Source organism: Arthrobacter sp. Dra40, from assembly GCF_059091905.1.
This window is the reverse complement of the sequence record NZ_JBNHHB010000114.1, coordinates 1-16,947: the sequence shown is the minus strand read 5'-3', so window position 1 is coordinate 16,947 and position 16,947 is coordinate 1. Positions and strand designations below refer to the sequence as shown.

The window sequence follows — 16,947 nt, the reverse complement described above, 5'->3', positions numbered from 1 at the left end:
CCGGTGGCGATCCGGCGCTTCAAGCCGGCCACCCGGACCATGAAAAACTCGTCCAGGTTGGAGGCGAAGATGGACAGGAAGTTCAGCCGTTCCAGCAGGTAGAGGTCCTCGTCCTCGGCCAGCTCCAGGACCCGTGCATTGAAGTCCAGCCAGCTGATTTCCCGGTCCAGGAACCGTTCCAGGGTGAAGTCCCCGTCCGGTGCCAGCGAGGGGGCGAACTCCGGAATGTCGATGCGGTCCTGGGTGGCGCGGGCAGGAACCATCTCGGAAGAGCCGTAGCGGGGAATGGCTGCGGCTTCAGGTTCGGTGACCATGCTCTCTCCTGCTGACGTCGGCGGGCCGGACTTACCTCTCATCGAGGCGCCGGGTACCTATAAGGTTACCGACTCTTGCCGGCCGTCCTGAGCCTGGGCTGCGTACATCACGTCCGCATCCCAGCGGGTAAAGCCGAGCTTGCGATACAGCCCCACCGCGGGCTCGTTGTCCGCGTCGACGTAGAGCATGATCGCGTGTTCGCCGACGTCCTGCAGGTGCTTGATGCCGGCGATGGTCAGGGCCTTGCCCAGCCCGGTGCCCTGCGCCTGCGGCGTCACCCCGACCACGTAGACCTCGCCGATGGACGGGTGGCTGCCGGCCCGCGGATGGACCTTGGTCCAGTGGAAACCGAGCAGCCCGCCGCCGTCCCGGCGCTCGGCCAGCAGGAACCCGGCCGGGTCGAACCAGTCCTCGGCCATGCGGGCCTGCAAATCGGACAGGGTCATGGCGCCTTGTTCCGGATGGTCGGCAAAGGCGGCGGCGTTCGCGGCCAGCCAGGCTTCTTCATCCTGGCCGGGCACGAAGGTGCGGATGACGACGCCGGCCGGCAGTTCGGCGTCGGGCATTCCCGCAGGGTGGGTCAACCGCATCCGCCATAGTTCCCGTACCGGGGCGAAGCCGAAGCGGGCGGCCAGCCGTCCCGCTGCCTCATGGCCGCCGTGCGACCAGGCCTTCAGATCGGGCAGTTCCGTGTGCTGCTGCACGGCTTCGGCCAACCGCAGGCCCACCCCTTCGCCGCGGTAGGACGGGTGCACCACGAGTTCCAGCACGCTGTCGGTGCCGGCGGCGGTGGCCAGGCTGACGACGGCGACCCCGGCCAGCGCGCTCGCGGTGGCGGGATCGGAACGCTCTTCGCCGGCATAGGTGGCCAGCACCAGCAGGTCGGCGGAGCCGGCGGCGCGCAGGTTCACCCAGGTCTGCTCGGAGAGCGGCGGGTTCCCGTCGGATTCTTCGGCGGCGGCGGCGAGCGCCTTGATGTCCGCGAGGGTCTCGGTGTCAGGGGCGCCCTTGATGGTCAGCACGGGCCACAGGTCGGAATCCGATGCAGTCATGAGCACAGACTATCCGAGCAGGCAACGACGGCGGGATAGCGCGGGCCGCCGCCTGATGGATTCACCGCCAAGCACGTCCGGCGCGTGCTTCGGGGTCCCGGAGGCCGAACCTCGCAGGCCGGGTCAGCCGGTGACGTCGGCGGGTTCTTCTTCCGAGGCACGGACCAGGGTAAAGCGGTAGCCGACGTTGCGGACGGTGCCGATCAACTGTTCGTGGTCAGAGCCCATCTTGGCCCGCAGGCGCCGCACATGCACGTCCACCGTGCGGGTGCCGCCGTAGTAGTCGTAGCCCCAGACTTCGTGCAGCAGCTGGTCCCGGGTAAAGACCCGGCCGGGATGCTGGGCAAGGTACTTGAGCAGTTCGAATTCCTTGTAGGTCAGGTTCAGCGGCTGCCCGCCCACGCGCGCCGTGTAGCTGGCCTCGTCGATCACCACTCCGGAGGCGTGGATCTCCGTGCTGGTTTCCTCATCGCCGGCGTGCGCCCTGGCGATCACCAGCCGCAGCCGCGCCTCCACTTCGGCCGGGCCAGCGGTGTCCAGGACCACGTCGTCGGCCAGCCAGTTGGCGCTGACGGCGGCCATGCCGCCCTCGGTGAGCACCAGCACCAGCGGTGCGCTCAGCCCGGTGGCCTTCAGCAGCTGGGTGAGCGAACGCGCACCGACCAGGTCTTTGCGGGCGTCGACCATGACCACGTCGGCGGGTTCGGTTTCCAGCAGGGCCGTGGGTTCGGCCGGCAGGATGTGGACCTTATGGTTCAGCAGCTCAAGGGCCGGCAGGACGCCAATCGACGAGCCGGGGCTGTTGGTCAACAGCAGAATGTGCGGCATGGTTCCTCCAGGGGGTTTGCGGCGCACATCATCGGGCTGGGCCCGGAAGGTCCTCACTAAGCAGGGGATCCTGCCGGACGGTGGCACAAGTATAACGCCCGCAGCCCGTGGTGCCGCGGCTTCTCGCACCGCCCCTGCGTCATAGGGCAGTATGACTAGCGTGAAAACGTGGATCGTCGCCGTAGCCGCGGCCGCCGTACTGTGCGCCGTCGTCGGTGCCTCCTACCTGTCCCTTCCCGCGCTGACTGCCGTGGTGTGCTTTGCCGCGGTGGTAATCGGTGTCGGATGGCCGGTGCTCTTGGAGGTGCCGGCCAAAAAGACCTTGGCCGTGGTCATCTCCTTGGCAGGAATTGCGACGGCGGTACTCGCCAGCGTGGCGCCCGCCGGCATGCCGCTGCTGTGGATGGCGGTGGTGATTGCGCTCGGCGTGATGGCCGTTTTCCTGATCCAGTTGCTCCGCGGCACCGGGCAGCCGCACCGGCTCGAATCCACCTTCGGCGCCAGCGCCGGCCTGGTGCTGACCTCGCTGGGCGCCGGCTGGGTGGCGGCCGAACGGCTCTCGGCCAATACCGCCAACACGGGCATGATGCTGGTGACCGGCATCAGCATGCTGGTGGCCATCGCCGCCTGCCTGCTGCCTTGGCCGGACCGTATTGTGGCGCCGCTGGGCGTGGTGCTGGCCACACTGGCTGGAACGCTGGCCGCGCCGCTGTTCTCCAACGTGCCGATGTTCCCCGCCGCGGTAGTGGGCGCCGTCGTCGGCATCATCCTGGTGTGCTTCCGGCGGCTGATTTTGGCCGACGGCGGCCCCACCCGGCTACCGGCCATGCTCGCTGCCGGCGCGGCACCGGTCATGTCCGCCGGCTCGCTGGTCTACTTCCTGGAACGGATGCTGCTGCGCTGATCCGGGTGAGGCGCCGGAGGGTGCCGTCGGGCGCCGGGAGGTGTTCCCGGTTGATCGAGGTCACAGCGGGTGGTTACGTAGCAAGCGGGCATCCATCCGTCCGGGCCGTTACTATGGAGCCATGTCGTATCTCGGTCTTGAAATCGCCTTCCTGTCCCTGCTGGTCCTCGCCGGCCTGTCCATCGCGGCCGTCGCCTCGCTGGTGGTTGTCCGCCTGTTCAAGGGCCAGAAGTAAGCGGCCTCATCTCTTCATCATGCCGATTGAACTCCCCACGGAGCTGACCCCGGAGCTGGTGCCGCTGTCATGGCTGCTCGGCACCTGGGAAGGTGCTGGCCGGCTGGGTGCGGGCGAGGATGAGGACGAGCACTTCGTCCAGAAGGCCACGTTCACGCAGAACGGCCTGCCCTACCTGCAGTACACCGCCGAAAGCTGGCTCATTGACGAGGACGGCAACCGGTTGCGGCCGTTGACCGTGGAAACCGGCTTCTGGGCGCTGGACCGTAAGCTCAACGACGCCGACGTCGGACCGGGTCTGGTCCCGGCGGACATCGTGCCCGCGTTGAAGTCGGCGGACGAGGTCGAAGAGCTGCGCAACGCCGATGGCGGTTTCGACATCACTGCCACCATCGTGCACCCCGGCGGCATCTCGGAGCTCTACTACGGGCAGATCAAGGGCCCGCGCGTGCAGCTGAGCACGGACATGGTGATGCGCGGATCGCAGTCCAAGGACTACAGCGCGGCCACCCGGATTTTCGGCCTGGTCAATAATGACCTGTACTGGCGTTGGGATGTGGCCGCAGCCAAGGGCAAGGAGCTGGCCCCGCACGCCTCGGCAATCCTCACTAAGCGCCCGTAGACCAACCGTGACGGCTCGCTGGGCCTCCCGGTGCCGGGCCAGCAACGCCCGTGGGGCGGCCTCGCGGGAATTCGGCACCGCCGTCAGGAGTTGACCCCTATATGACCTACCGCAGCCCCTTGCTCCTGCAGCCCGGCGCCGTCGAAGCCTCCGGGTCCGACGCCGGCGTGGCCGCCCACTACTCCGATCCGTTGCGCGAACAGCGTGCGCTGGTCCGCGGCGAAGCAGTGGTGGACCTGTCCCACCGCGGCGTGGTGACCGTGGCCGGTGCGGACCGGCTGAGCTGGCTCAACACCCTTTCTTCGCAGCTGCTGCTGAACCTGCAGCCGGGCCAGCCCAGCGAGGCGCTGCTGCTCACCGTGCAGGGCCGGATCGAATACGACGCCCGCATTGTGGACGACGGCGAACGCACTTGGCTGATCGTTGAATCCTTCGAGGCAGCGCCGCTGGCCGCGTGGCTGGATTCGATGAAGTTCATGCTGCGGGTGGAGATTGCGGATGTTTCCGTCGACTGGGCCGTGGTGGGTTCGGTCAAGCCGGTGCCGGCGTTCGACGGCAGGATCGTCTGGCAAGATCCGTGGCCGCAGATCGGCGTCGGCGGCTATGCCTACACCGGGATCGAGGAACCGCAGCATCCCGGGCTGGAACGGACCTGGTACGAATATCTGCTGCCGGCCGCCGAACTCGAATCCGCCGTCGCAGGCCTGCAGCTGGCCGGCGTCTGGGCAGCCGAGGCGCTGCGGATCGCGGCCTGGCGCCCGCGGTTCGGCGCGGAGACGGACGAGAAGACCATTCCGCACGAGCTGGACCTGCTCCGCACCGCCGTGCACCTGGCCAAGGGTTGCTACAAGGGCCAGGAAACCATCGCCCGCGTGCACAACCTGGGCCATCCGCCGCGCCGGCTGGTGTTCCTGCAGCTGGACGGCTCCCAGCACACGCTGCCTGCCCCGGGCAGCGACGTGTTGCTTGGCGACAAGCGCGTGGGAGCCATCACCTCCGCGGCTCAGCACTACGAAATGGGCCCGATCGCCCTGGCCGTGGTCAAGCGCTCGGCCGATCCGCAGGCCCAGCTGACGGTGGTGGACGGCGACGAGAGTTATGACGCCGCCCAGGAAGTCATTGTCACCACCGACGCCGGCCAAGTGGTCGGCCGGCAGACCGGGTTCCTGCGCGCGCCGCGCTGAGTTGGCCGCGCTGAGTTGTTTGTCCTGACGTTTCGGCAGGGCTATTGTTCCCGCAAGATCACCGACGTCTGGGTTCCGGCGTCCCAGAAGCCCAGGCTCGCGGCCAGCGCCCGCGAGGCTTCGTTGGATTCGTGTGAGCGCCACTGCGGGATGAGCCCGGAGGAGAGCGCCTCGTGGCCGGCGATGGCCGCGATCAGCGCGCCGGCACCGCGGCGGCGGTAGCCGGGGGCGGTCAGCACCCCCACGTTGGCCAGGATCTGCTGCCACTCCTTGTAGCCGGCGCCGGCCATCGGTGTGCTGCCGTCCAGCAGCACAAAGGACTTGTCCATCTCGGCCAGCCCCACTTCGTGGATGTCATCCGGCGGGCACATGCCCTCCAGACGGGCCACGTCGCTGCCCGCGGTGGAAACGGTAACTTCCCGCTCGGGCTGCACAACGGGCAGATCGTCGGCGTAGGACAGCACCGCCTTGCCCAGCCCGTGGCCGCCATGTTCCCGGCTCACCTGCATCAGCGTCTGGTGTTCCGCCAGCTCGTCGTCCGAGTAGGGGGCGGCCGCTTCAACCGCCCAATCGGGGCCGACCAGCGCGGATCTGTCGAACAAGCGCACAAAGGTGAGCGCACCGGCGTCGTTGTTGATCTTGGTCAGCCGGCCTCCGCCGGAGGCGAAGGCATCGTCGGCAAAACCCAGCAACCGCGCCCACGCCAGCAGCACAATGTCGGAGGTTCCTGCGTCCAATCGCATACCGGCCAGATTACTGAAGGCTCAGCCGAAGAGAACCCTTGCCTCGTCGTATCGGTGCTGCGGGACCGTTTTTAGATTGTTCAACGCGGACTCAAAACCCACGTGCGCGATGTCTGTGCCCTGCAGCGCCACCATGGTTCCCCAGCGTTCCTCCGCCACCGAATCCACCGCCGCCATGCCCAGACGGGTGGCCAGCACGCGGTCGTAGCCCGAGGGAACCCCGCCGCGCTGGATGTGGCCCAGCGTGGTGGCCCGGGTTTCGATGCCGGTGCGCGCTTCCAGCTCCGGGGCCAGCCGTTCGCCGATCCCGCCCAGCCGAGGCCGGCCGAACCGGTCCAGCCCGCGCTCGGCGTGCGGGCCCAGCTCGCCGTCCGGAACCCAGCCTTCCGCCACCACCACCAACGGGGCGCGGCCGCGTTTCTGCGCGTGCAGCACCCACTCGGAGACCTGGTCCATGGTGACGCGCTGCTCCGGAATCAGAATGGCATGCGCGCCGGTGGCTATGCCGGCGTGCAGCGCGATCCAGCCGACGTTTCGGCCCATCACCTCGGCGATCATGCAGCGGTGGTGCGATTCGCCGGTGGTGCGCAGCCGGTCGATCGCCTCGGTGGCGATCTGCACGGCGGTGTCGAAACCGAAGGTGTAGTCGGTGGCTTCCAGATCGTTGTCGATGGTCTTGGGCACGCCCACAATCCTCAGCCCGGCTTCGGTGAGCCGGTGTGCACCGGCCAAAGTGCCCTCGCCGCCGATCACGATGACCGCGTCGACGCCCAGCCTGTCCAACGTTCGCTGGATGTTCTCCGGCCCGCCGTTGGGGCCGTCGTACGGGTTGGTGCGCGAGGTGCCCAGGATGGTGCCGCCCTGCTTGGAAATACCCCGCACCTGGTGCCGCGGCAGCTCCATGAAGTCGCCCTCGACCACGCCCCGCCACCCGTCGCGGAAGCCGACGAACTCGTGCCCGTGCACGGTGATGCCTTTGAGCACGATCCCGCGGATCACCGCGTTCAGGCCGGGACAATCCCCGCCGCTGGTCATGATGCCGATCCTCATGGGTACTCCTTCTCGGTGCCGGGCCGGTCAGTGCGAGCACCCCATTGAGCCCGCCTCGATTCTACGTAGGAACCTCACCACAGTCACAAGGACGACGGCGGTGCGCCCAACCAGGCGGTTCGGAGCCGGCTTTCGCCGGCGCTTAGACACCTCCGCTCGTCCCTCGCTTCGGCGATGCGCGCCTACACGAATGCCGGCCTCCGCGCCGACGTGCAATCGGAGGTGCCGGGACGGAGCTGTGCTTAACGCACCGGAGCCCCCGCTTCCGCGGAGGCTCCGGTTCCTGGCTGTCGCTGCTCGCGCCGATTAGAACTTGCGGAGCAGGTTCTCCAGCGCGATGCTTCCGTCGTATTTCGGCAGCAGGAGCCACAGCACCAGGTAGGTGCCGACGCCGATGCCGGGGAACAGGAAGACCAGCAGGGTGGCGATGCGCACCCACGTCACATCCCAGCCGAACTTTGCAGCGATGCCTGCGCAGATGCCGGCTACCCAGCGGTCGGGTCCGCGGCGGATGGGGCTGGAGCGGAGCGCTCGGTAAAAAGTTTCCATGGAACCATGCTTTCGTGTTAGGGAGCTGTTGTCACTCGGGACCCGCTTACCGGCCGCGGTTGTGGGTGGCGCTCAGGACGCCGGCCACCACCAGGGCGATGCCGGAACCGATCAGCAGGGCGATCAAGACATAGGCCCAGTTGAAGCTGATGTTCCACCACGTCCCGGCGACCACCAGCAGGCCGACGGCCACGGCTATCAGTCCCCAGATGATGGTGCCCACGCGGGGCCGGCGGTCGTCGTCGTGCTTCAGTTCAGTGCTCATCGGGTCTGCTCCAGTTCGCTAACGGTCAGGATGTCGACGCTGCTGACCACGCCCCTGACGGACAGGACGATCTCCGGCGCACCGCCGTCGTCGTTGATGATGTAGGTTCCGGGCTGCCAGACGCCGGACTGCCGCCCGCTGTCCCCGGACGTGGCGTACTCGACGTTGCCCAGCGCCATCTGTGTTTCAACCTTCACCGGCACGTCGTCGGGAATGATGACGGTGACGGACGCGGCGACGGCGTTGACCGGGACGACGGCGGGGCCGCCGGCGCGTGAACCGGACACACTGCGGAGGTCCACGGTGCCGTTGCCTGCCACCACGCTGTAGCCGTCGCCCGCGGCCGGGGCGGCGGTGGAGGTCCAGGTGCGGTTGGAGGCGATGGCGAAGTTGTTCGCGGTCCACTGCATTCCGGCGGAGAAGACCAGCGACAGCACGAGTCCTACGGCCGCCAGGAACCCGAGGATTCCGGAGGTACGGCCCAGGGCGCCCGTAACGACGACGCCGATGCCGATCACGATCAGCGCGGAGGCAATCGCGACGGGGACAACGTTCAGGCCCAGCTCGACGAATTCCAGTGCGTTCAGTCCCAGCACGGTGCCGGCGGCCAGCATGGCGGCGCCCAAGGTCAGCGCGATGGCTGCACCCGAGGGGCCGCGGGGGCCGGGCTTGGGCGGAACCGGTGCAGGCTGCGGGTACGGGCGCGGCTGCGGATACATCGGACGAGGCGGGCCTTGGAAGCCGCTGGGGGTGCCGTGGCCGTATCCGGCCCCGGCAGCCGGCGTCGAACCGTAACTGGAGGTCGAACCGTAGCTGGCACCGGGGGAGTGGGACGGGCCGGAGCGGCTGCCCGGGGCCGGAGCCGCGGAGCCAGTGCTGCCGGCGGAGTCAGTAAACGCGGAGGTACCTGGCCCGGAGGCAGGAGACGTGGGCGGGAAGCCCTCGGTCCCGTGCTGCGGTCTTCCGGCGGGAGCACCGTCCTTGTTGCGCGTGGCGAGCCAGTAGACGAAGAATGCCACGGCGCCGATCCAGATGACGGCCCAGACGAACCCGCCGAAACCCCAGCCCCAATCGTTGGTGAACCACCCGAAGGGCCGGCTGAACACACCCAGGACCGTGAAGATCACAGCGCCGGTCATGCCGGCAGTCCAGCTGCTGCGGCCTGCTTCTTCGGCATGGATGCGGCCGTCCGGCTCGGGCAGCAGCGCCCAAGCAATGCCGTAGAGCAGCCCGCCGAGGCCGCCGAAGACGGCCAGCAGGATGAACAGCCCGCGGACCAGGATCGGATCCAGCCCGATCCGGTGGCCGATGCCAGAGGCGACGCCGCCGATCCAGCGGTCCTGTCCACGCTGAATGCCGAGGTTGCGAAACCAGCTAAAAAACGGGTTGCTCGGCGGAACCGGTGCGCCGGGCGCCGGGGGAGGGAAAGCGCCGGCAGCGCCCGACGGCGGAGGCGGCGGAAAGCCACCGGTGCCGCTTCCAAAGCCTGGTCCGCCGGTGTAACCGGAGCCGGCCGATCCTCCGGAGTAGCCGGAGTCGATCGGCCTGGTCGGGTAGGTTGCCGAGGCAAGGGGTTCGGTGGGGTTGGTCCCACGGTCATCGCGGGAAGCGTCGTCGGGCCGCGGTGCCTCTACGGGCTCGGCGTCGTCGTAACGTGCAGCGTCGTCGGCGTGTGTAGCCGCAGCTGGCGCAGAGTCAGCCTCGGCAGCGTCGGCTTCCACGGTCGCCGGCTGTGCGGCACCTGCTTCGACGATCTCCGGCTCGCCGGATGCGGATGCCGGGGCTGGCTCGGTGGGTTCGGGAACGGCCGGCTGCTGGTCCGGTTCGTCTGTGTGGTCGGTGCCGTCATTCTCGGACGGGGTCGATGCGTGTGAGGTCATAGTTAGATCATTCCAACCGGCAGCCCTCTTCATCTATGGGGTGCCACCCTGACCCTTCCCTGACCGCCCGGCCGGGGTTCCCCTGAAATCGCGCCCGATGGTAGGTCGGGGGCTGCGGCGCATGCTTGGATTAACCCATGCGAGAACCACTCATCCGGTCGACCGAGGACCGCATCATTGCGGGCGTGTGCGCGGGCCTGGCCCGGCACTTGAACCTCTCGGTTGGAATCGTCCGGGTGGGCATGGTGGTCCTGACGCTCGCCGGCGGTGCGGGCGTGCTGCTTTATATTTGGCTCTGGCTGCTGGTGCCGACCACCGCCGATGAAGCCATGGCCGCCGAACGGGCCTTCAACCCGCGCGACATCGCTGAAAACTTCGCCCGGGGATTCGGCGCATCCGGAGCCAACCGGGACGGCAACGTTCAGGCGCGCGCGCCCGCCCTGCGTCCGGTCAGCCAGCCTCTCCCACAACCCGGAACCCCTTCACAGAACGCCGAAGGCACCGGCACGCCGCGGCTGCTGCAGCGCGGCGGCAAGGAAATCCTGATCGGCGCGGCCCTGGTGCTGGCGGGCGGCGCCGTCGTCGCACAGATCGCCGGCATTAACCTGCCATGGGGAACGTGGCTGCCCGTCCTCGCCATTGCCGCCGGGGCGGTGATCGCCTGGATGCAGTTGGACGATTCCCGGCGCAGCGGACTGATGGACCGGGCCGGTGCCACCGGCGCGCAGGGCGCCGTGAGGTTGCTGGCCGGGCTTGTCCTGGTAGTGGCCGGCATCGTCACGATGGTCTCCGGGTCGATCACGTGGAAGGCGATGTGGCCCACGTTGTTTGCCTCGCTGGCCGTTCTGGCCGGCGTCCTGCTGGTCCTGGCGCCGTGGGTGCTGAAATATTGGCGCGACTTGGAGACCGAGCGTTCCGGCCGCATCCGGGAAACGGAACGGGCCGAAATCGCCGCGCACCTGCATGATTCGGTGCTGCAAACGCTCGCGCTGATCCAGAACCGTGCCGGGTCGGAGCAGGACGTCACCCGATTGGCCCGCGCGCAGGAACGCGAACTGCGCGAATGGTTGTACCGGGACAAGCGGCAGGAAGAAGGCAAGCTGGTGGACCGGGTGAAGGCAGTGGCCGCGGAAATCGAAGACGCTTACGGGCACCCGGTGGAGGTGGTGGCCGTTGGCGATGCTGAGATGACCGACCGGCACGAGGTTCTCGTGTATGCCACCCGCGAAGCAGTGCAGAACGCGGCCAAACATGCAGGGGGCGGCATCTCGGTCTATGTTGAGTGCACACCGGGGCGCAGCGAAGTTTTTGTCCGCGATCGTGGTCCCGGGTTCGAACTGGCGTCCGTGCCGCCGGACCGGATGGGCGTGCGCGAATCGCTGATCGGCCGGATGGAACGCCACGGCGGTCAGGCCCGGATCCGCAATACCGGCAGCGGCACCGAAGTCCATCTCAGTTTGGAACACCCGCAGGAAGGAACCGCATCGTGACCGAACCCATCCGCGTGGTCGTCGTGGACGACCATGCCATCTTCCGTTCCGGCTTGAAGGCCGATTTGGACGAGCGGATCGAGGTGGTCGCCGAGGCGGCGACCGTGGAGCAGGCGATCGCGGCCATCCATGAGCAGCGGCCTGCGGTGGTGCTGCTGGACGTTCACCTGCCCGGCGGCCGCGGCGGCGGCGGTGCCGAGGTGGTTGCGGGCTGCGCGGCCCTGCTGGGAGAGACCAAGTTCCTGGCCCTGAGCGTTTCCGATTCCGCAGAAGACGTGGTCACCGTGATCCGGGCCGGCGCCCGCGGCTATGTCACCAAGACCGTGTCCGGGGCGGAGATTTCCGACGCCGTCCAGCGCGTGGCCGGCGGAGACGCCGCCTTCTCGCCGCGACTGGCCGGGTTCGTGCTGGACGCCTTCGGCACGGCAGCAGTGGCCAACGTCGACGACGAACTGGACAAGCTCTCCGCCCGTGAACTGGAAGTCATGCGGCTGATAGCCCGCGGCTACCAGTACAAGGAAGTGGCCAAGGAGCTGTACATCTCCATCAAGACGGTCGAAACCCACGTCTCGTCCGTGCTGCGCAAGCTGCAGCTCTCCTCCCGGCACGAGCTGACCCGCTGGGCCGTCGACCGCCGGATCCTGTGAAGCGGTCTTAGCGGCGGGCTACCTCGGCTATAACGGCGCGGCGACCCGCGGCCATCCTAGCGGGACCCGTGCATGCTGGATGTGGAGGTGCCCCCGGCTGTTGCGTACGCGATACGCCACATTGCTGGCGGAACTGGCGGACGCAGCTTCCGGATCTGACAGGGCTTTCCGTATCTGCGAACGTTCTGCCCCTCCCTTCAAGCAGATGCGGCAGCCATGGATTATCCGCCAGGGCAATGTGGCGTATTAGGTACAGCGCTCCAATGGGACGGGCTGCGAACAAAGTGGAGGCGTCGCGTCCTGCAACTGATCAGCAGTTATCCACACTTTTCCGGCTGGCGTCGCCGCAACTACGCGCCGCATAGCAGGCTAATCCCATGGATCCGGTGATGGCTCTGCGCGAGCAAGGCGGAATTGCACGTTGGAGTCGGCTGCGGGACTCAGGTGTTAAGGCTCGAAGCATGAAGGAAGCCGTTGACGCGGGGACCATCCACCGAATCAGATTTGGTCTTTACGCCGTTCCAGATGTTGTTGCTGAATATGCCCAAGCCAAGGCGATCGGTGCCTCCGTGGGGTGTTTCAGCGCTGCGGCATTTCACGGTTTGTGGGTGCACAGGCCTTACCGCGGGCTCCACGTGTGTGCTCCGCGCACCGTTGCCAAGCCGCGCTTCGGCAGGGTGCATAGAACGCGGGAATCACACGGCACAGTTGTTCCGCTTGACGTTTGCCTCCGGCAGGTCCTGAATTGCCTCCCACCAAGGGAAGCGTTAGTCGTCGTGGAGTCTGCCGTCGTTCAAGGCCGCGTGACGGTTGAGGCCTTGCGCTGGCTCAGCCGGGGGCGGGGGAGCAAGCGGGCCGACGCGGTCATTGCTGCTATTGATCCGGCATCCATGTCAGCCCCCGAAACACTCGCCCGTCAGGTACTGCGTTCGTCTGGCTACAAGGTGGTTTGTCAGCGACGGATCGAGGGCGTCGGCAGGATCGACCTGGAAGTTGAGGACCGCTTGCTGCTGGAAATCGACGGCAAGTCCTATCACTCCGACGAGGCGTCCTTCATCGAGGACCGGCGCCGCTGGAACGAACTGACACTCCTCGGTCGGGACCTGCTGGTGCTGCCAGCCAGAGAGATTCTCGATGATCCCGAGTCCGTATTGCGGCCAGTTGACCGGTACTTCACCGGCCATGCTGCGGCAGTCACACGGGCGGGATAGCGAAGCAACGGACCCGAGGCCTCGGACGAACCGGTGCCGTACAAGCCCAGAACCCCTCCGGCTGCGGCAGCGGCCGGAGGGGTTCTGACGGGGCTACGGCGCGACCCGCGGGCCCCGGGCTCGCAGGCCCGGGGCGCCCGGGGCGACTCACTTGGCCTTGGCCAGGAACTCCTGCAGGCGGCCGACGCCGGTGGCCAGATCGTCGTCGCCGAGGGCGTAGGACAGCCGCACAAAGCCGGAGGGGCCGAAAGCCTCGCCGGGGACGACGGCGACCTCGACCTGATCGAGGATCAGCGCGGCCAGCTCGGCGGAGGTCGCCGGACGGATGGTGCCGTCCGCCGTCGGGAATTCCTTGCCCAGCAGCCCGCGGACGTCGGCGTAGGCGTAGAACGCGCCCTTCGGCGTCGGGCATTCCACGCCGTCGATGGCGTTCAGGCCGTCCACCATGGCCTTGCGGCGCCGGTCGAAGGCGACCTTCATTTCGTCCACCGCGGTCAGCGGCCCGGACACGGCGGCCAGCGCGGCCATCTGGGACACATTGGCCACGTTGGAGGTGGCGTGCGACTGCATGTTGGTGGCGGCCTTGACCACGTCGTTCGGGCCGATCATCCAGCCCACGCGCCACCCGGTCATCGCATAGGTCTTGGCGACGCCGTTGAGGATGACCACCTTGTCGCCCAGCTCCGGCGCGGCAGTGGCGATGGAAGTGAACGGCATGCCGTCGTAGGTGAGGTGCTCGTAGATCTCGTCGGTGATCACCCACAGGCCCTTGGCGGCAGCCCAGTCGCCGATCTCGGCCACCTGCTCCGGCGAGTAAACGGCGCCGGTCGGATTGGACGGGGAGACGAACAGCAGCACCTTGGTGTTGTCGGTCAGGGCGGCCTCCAGCTGGTCGACCGTCACCAGATAGCCCTGCTCCGGTCCGGCGAAAACTTCCACCGGAACGCCGCCTGCCAGTCGGATAGCCTCCGGGTAGGTGGTCCAGAACGGGGTAGGTACCAGCACCTCGTCGCCCGGATCCAGCAAGGTGGCGAACGATTCGTAGACGGCCTGCTTGCCGCCGTTGGTCACCAGCACCTGGGACGGATCCACCCGGTAGCCGGAGTCACGCAGCGTCTTTTCCGCAATGGCCTGCTTCAGTTCCGGCAGCCCGCCGGCGGGGGAGTACCGGTGGAAGCGCGGCTGCCGGGCCGCTTCGATGGCGGCCTCGACGATGTACTCAGGGGTGGGGAAATCCGGTTCGCCCGCCCCGAAACCGATCACCGGACGTCCGGCAGCCTTCAGCGCCTTGGCCTTGGCATCAACGGCGAGGGTGGCGGATTCGGCGATGGACGCGATGCGCCGGGAGACGCGGGCGTTGGCAGGCATGGGATTCCCGTCTTCAGTAGCGTGTAGGACTGCTCCATAGTCTAGGTGCAGGCCGTCGGCCATGTCCTGTCTGACGGGTCGCCGCGGGCGGCCGCACGCCGGCAGTGGCGGCCAGGGAGCCCCGGTGGTCAATGGGCAGGCGGAAATGTTGCATAATGGATCAGTCGCCTTCCGGGGCGGCGAACGGGGTCCGGTTCGACGTCGGCGCATCGCTGGCGTAAACTAGATCTCCGGTGTTGAAAACGCCATGATGTTCCATGCCCGCCCGGCGGGAACATCAGGCGATATTCGGCTCCATAGGGTAGTGGCGCAATTGGTAGCGCAGCGGTCTCCAAAACCGCAGGTTGCAGGTTCGAGTCCTGTCTGCCCTGCGCAGAACCGTCGCAGATATGACTGCAGCAGTTCAGCATCCCAGCACGAAGCAGTGGTTCAGGCCGGCCGAGGCCGTCCGGGGCCGGACACCGGACAGAATGAGTGAGGCCAGGTTGACCGATACGGCTGCCAATAGTCCCAAGGGACGCCCCACCGGACGAAAGACCGACAAGCGCGGTTTCTTCGCCCGGATCATTTTGTTTGTCCGCCAGACCATCGCAGAACTCAAAAAGGTCGTCACGCCGACCCGCAGGGAACTCGTGAACTACACGCTGGTGGTGATCGCTTTCGTGGCCATCATGATGCTGCTCGTTACGCTGCTGGATCTGGTTTTCGGCCAGGCCGCGTTCTTCGTCTTCGGAGACGGCATACCCGAACAGTAACGCCCGCGTATGCGGCAGCCGTATGTACGGATGACGACGACGGCGGAAAGCCGGCGCGAGCCAAGTGAGCTGAAGAAGAAAGCAGGAAGCCAAGTGTCCGACCAGGAACTCGAAGCCCAGAACTCCGAAGAGAACGTGGAGCTGGAAGCAGACGAGCAGGTTACCGAGACCGGCACCGACGAGGTGTCGGCTTCCGGCGTTGAAGCCGAAGAGACTGCCGGTACCGATCTGGCCAGCGAGCTTGACCAGGCCGCCGAAGACGCTCCGGTTCTCGACGAGGCGGCCGAAGCCGCTGCCGAGGCAGGCATGACCGAAGCCGCCGCAGCCGAAGAGGCCGCAGAAGAGGTCGAGCAGACCGAAGAGGAAGCGCTGGAAGCGTTTCGCGCCAAGCTGCGCCGCCAGCCCGGCGACTGGTACGTCATCCACTCTTACGCCGGCTACGAAAACCGCGTGAAGGTGAATCTGGAGACCCGTATCCAGACCCTGAACATGGAGGATTTCATCTACGAAATCCAGGTCCCCATGGAAGAAGTCGTGGAGATCAAGAACACCACGCGCAAGCTGGTCAAGCGCGTGCGCATCCCCGGCTACGTGCTGGTCCGGATGGACCTGACCGACGCCTCCTGGGGTGCGGTCCGCCACACGCCGGGCGTGACCGGCTTCGTGGGCAACGCCCACAACCCGGTGCCGCTGAGCCTCAAGGAAGTTGCTTCCATGCTGGAGCACACCATCACCGGCGCCAAGCCGGAGGCAGGTGGCAAGGCAGCTGGCAAGGCCGCAGCCTCGAGCACGCCGATCACCGTCAACTTCGAGGTCGGCGAGTCGGTGACCGTCAACGACGGGCCGTTCGAGACCCTGCCGGCGACGATCTCGGAGATCAAGCCGGAATCCCAGCAGCTGGTGGTGCTGGTGACCATCTTCGAGCGCGAAACCCCGGTGACGCTCTCGTTCAGCCAGGTCACCAAGATCCAGTAACCAAAGACTTCGTGCGGATACGGACCCGCTTTATCCGGATCCGCACGGGCGGCCGCCACGCCATGGCGGCCAACCACCGCAGGCACGCTCCTGTGCCGCGGTACGTAATGTGAGAGAAGGACCCGATATGGCCCCCAAGAAAAAGGTCACCGGCCTCATCAAGCTGCAGATCCAGGCAGGCGCCGCCAACCCGGCACCGCCGATCGGTCCGGCGCTTGGTCAGCACGGTGTCAACATCATGGAATTCTGCAAGGCGTACAACGCCGCCACAGAAGCCCAGCGCGGAAACGTGATCCCGGTTGAAATCACGGTCTACGAAGACCGTTCCTTCACCTTCATCACCAAGACCCCGCCGGCCGCCGAGCTGATCAAGAAGGCAGCAGGCGTGCAGAAGGGTTCGGCTACCCCGCACACCAACAAGGTTGCCAAGCTGACCCAGGCGCAGGTCGACGAGATCGCCAGCACCAAGATGGATGACCTCAACGCCAACGACATCAAGGCTGCTGCCAAGATCATCGCCGGCACCGCCCGCTCCATGGGCATCGAGGTCGAGTAGCGAGGAGCTCGCGTACGGTGAGGGCCGAGGAACGAGGCACTCGCCGGAAGCAAGCACCGCAGCTGCTCGACAATCGAGCACTGTCGGAGGGCTAAGCACCCTCAACCCGGTGGTCGTCCAGGGCAAACGTCCTGTTGCGGCCCCACCAAGACAATTCAAAAAACGACGGCGAGATAGCTCGCCAAGGGTGGGAACACCGCCGTCGTTGTGGCAGGGCCGAGCGCGGTCCGCAGACCACAACTGCACAAGGAGAAAAAGCAGATGGCAAAGCGCAGCAAAGCATATGAGGCAGCTGTAGCCAAGATCGAGGCGGACAAG

17 protein-coding genes, 1 tRNA gene and 1 pseudogene are annotated in these 16,947 nt (G+C 67.0%); 10 read left to right on the top strand and 9 right to left on the bottom strand.

Going from position 1 to position 16,947, the window contains the following annotated elements; translation table 11 throughout:
* The 3 genes and pseudogenes from AC5RWT_RS25845 to AC5RWT_RS25835 form a co-directional block, all read right to left on the bottom strand.
* Positions 1-314 (bottom strand): annotated as a pseudogene (locus AC5RWT_RS25845) (RNA degradosome polyphosphate kinase); the annotation flags it as partial.
* A 57-nt stretch (positions 315-371) separates the two neighbouring features.
* Positions 372-1,367, bottom strand: a complete 996-nt coding sequence (gene mshD / locus AC5RWT_RS25840) for a mycothiol synthase (protein WP_494082677.1) — start codon at positions 1,365-1,367, stop codon at positions 372-374.
* Between the two features lie 123 nt (positions 1,368-1,490).
* A complete protein-coding gene (locus AC5RWT_RS25835; protein WP_494045876.1) occupies positions 1,491-2,195 on the bottom strand; it encodes a winged helix-turn-helix transcriptional regulator in 705 nt (234 codons plus the stop codon).
* Positions 2,196-2,355: 160 nt separating this feature from the next.
* Here AC5RWT_RS25835 and AC5RWT_RS25830 point away from each other — a divergent pair, with 160 nt between their 5' ends.
* The 3 genes from AC5RWT_RS25830 (at position 2,356) to ygfZ (ending at position 5,140) form a co-directional block, all read left to right on the top strand.
* The gene (locus tag AC5RWT_RS25830; RefSeq protein WP_494082676.1) at positions 2,356-3,099 is read left to right on the top strand and encodes a hypothetical protein; all 744 of its coding nucleotides are present in this window, start codon (positions 2,356-2,358) and stop codon (positions 3,097-3,099) included.
* A gap of 254 nt (positions 3,100-3,353) precedes the next feature.
* On the top strand, positions 3,354-3,956 hold the full coding sequence (locus AC5RWT_RS25825; protein WP_494045878.1) for a nitrobindin family protein: 603 nt from the start codon (positions 3,354-3,356) through the stop codon (positions 3,954-3,956).
* Positions 3,957-4,057: 101 nt separating this feature from the next.
* Positions 4,058-5,140 (top strand): CAF17-like 4Fe-4S cluster assembly/insertion protein YgfZ, encoded by a 1,083-nt coding sequence (ygfZ, locus tag AC5RWT_RS25820; protein ID WP_494082675.1) that lies wholly within the window; start codon positions 4,058-4,060, stop codon positions 5,138-5,140.
* A 41-nt stretch (positions 5,141-5,181) separates the two neighbouring features.
* On the opposite strand, the gene AC5RWT_RS25815 is transcribed toward ygfZ, so the two are convergent.
* The 5 genes from AC5RWT_RS25815 to AC5RWT_RS25795 all read right to left on the bottom strand — a co-directional run bounded on the left by AC5RWT_RS25815 (position 5,182) and on the right by AC5RWT_RS25795 (position 9,627).
* Positions 5,182-5,883 carry a GNAT family N-acetyltransferase gene (locus AC5RWT_RS25815; protein WP_494082674.1) on the bottom strand — a complete coding sequence of 234 codons (702 nt, stop codon included), beginning with the start codon at positions 5,881-5,883 and terminating at the stop codon, positions 5,182-5,184.
* Positions 5,884-5,904: 21 nt separating this feature from the next.
* On the bottom strand, positions 5,905-6,933 hold the full coding sequence (locus AC5RWT_RS25810; RefSeq protein ID WP_494045881.1) for a 6-phosphofructokinase: 1,029 nt from the start codon (positions 6,931-6,933) through the stop codon (positions 5,905-5,907).
* Positions 6,934-7,239: 306 nt separating this feature from the next.
* Positions 7,240-7,482, bottom strand: a complete 243-nt coding sequence (locus tag AC5RWT_RS25805) for a PspC domain-containing protein (RefSeq protein ID WP_494045882.1) — start codon at positions 7,480-7,482, stop codon at positions 7,240-7,242.
* Positions 7,483-7,528: 46 nt separating this feature from the next.
* Positions 7,529-7,747 (bottom strand): hypothetical protein, encoded by a 219-nt coding sequence (locus tag AC5RWT_RS25800; protein ID WP_494082673.1) that lies wholly within the window; start codon positions 7,745-7,747, stop codon positions 7,529-7,531.
* Positions 7,744-9,627, bottom strand: a complete 1,884-nt coding sequence (locus AC5RWT_RS25795; RefSeq protein ID WP_494082672.1) for a PspC domain-containing protein — start codon at positions 9,625-9,627, stop codon at positions 7,744-7,746. The genes AC5RWT_RS25800 and AC5RWT_RS25795 overlap by 4 nt, the downstream gene beginning before the upstream one ends.
* Before the next feature lie 137 nt (positions 9,628-9,764).
* Between AC5RWT_RS25795 and AC5RWT_RS25790 the strand changes: the two genes are divergently transcribed.
* From AC5RWT_RS25790 to AC5RWT_RS25780, 3 genes are all read left to right on the top strand, one after another.
* Entirely contained in the window at positions 9,765-11,117 is a 1,353-nt protein-coding gene (locus AC5RWT_RS25790) for an ATP-binding protein (protein ID WP_494082671.1), read from the top strand.
* A complete protein-coding gene (locus tag AC5RWT_RS25785) occupies positions 11,114-11,764 on the top strand; it encodes a LuxR C-terminal-related transcriptional regulator (RefSeq protein ID WP_494082670.1) in 651 nt (216 codons plus the stop codon). Before AC5RWT_RS25790 ends, AC5RWT_RS25785 begins: the two co-directional genes overlap by 4 nt.
* Before the next feature lie 803 nt (positions 11,765-12,567).
* The gene (locus AC5RWT_RS25780; RefSeq protein ID WP_494082669.1) at positions 12,568-12,975 is read left to right on the top strand and encodes an endonuclease domain-containing protein; all 408 of its coding nucleotides are present in this window, start codon (positions 12,568-12,570) and stop codon (positions 12,973-12,975) included.
* Positions 12,976-13,122: 147 nt separating this feature from the next.
* Here the strand turns inward: AC5RWT_RS25780 and AC5RWT_RS25775 are convergent, their stop codons facing one another.
* The gene (locus AC5RWT_RS25775; RefSeq protein ID WP_494082668.1) at positions 13,123-14,343 is read right to left on the bottom strand and encodes a pyridoxal phosphate-dependent aminotransferase; all 1,221 of its coding nucleotides are present in this window, start codon (positions 14,341-14,343) and stop codon (positions 13,123-13,125) included.
* 298 nt (positions 14,344-14,641) lie between these two features.
* Between AC5RWT_RS25775 and AC5RWT_RS25770 the strand changes: the two genes are divergently transcribed.
* From AC5RWT_RS25770 to rplK, 4 genes are all read left to right on the top strand, one after another.
* A tRNA-Trp gene (locus AC5RWT_RS25770) sits at positions 14,642-14,714 on the top strand.
* Positions 14,715-14,813: 99 nt separating this feature from the next.
* Positions 14,814-15,098, top strand: coding sequence for a preprotein translocase subunit SecE (gene secE / locus AC5RWT_RS25765; protein WP_364644164.1), 285 nt, complete (start codon positions 14,814-14,816; stop codon positions 15,096-15,098).
* A 93-nt stretch (positions 15,099-15,191) separates the two neighbouring features.
* Entirely contained in the window at positions 15,192-16,073 is an 882-nt protein-coding gene (gene nusG, locus AC5RWT_RS25760) for a transcription termination/antitermination protein NusG (RefSeq protein ID WP_494045888.1), read from the top strand.
* A gap of 127 nt (positions 16,074-16,200) precedes the next feature.
* Positions 16,201-16,629 carry a 50S ribosomal protein L11 gene (rplK, locus tag AC5RWT_RS25755; protein ID WP_494045889.1) on the top strand — a complete coding sequence of 143 codons (429 nt, stop codon included), beginning with the start codon at positions 16,201-16,203 and terminating at the stop codon, positions 16,627-16,629.
* Positions 16,630-16,947 lie beyond the last annotated feature (318 nt).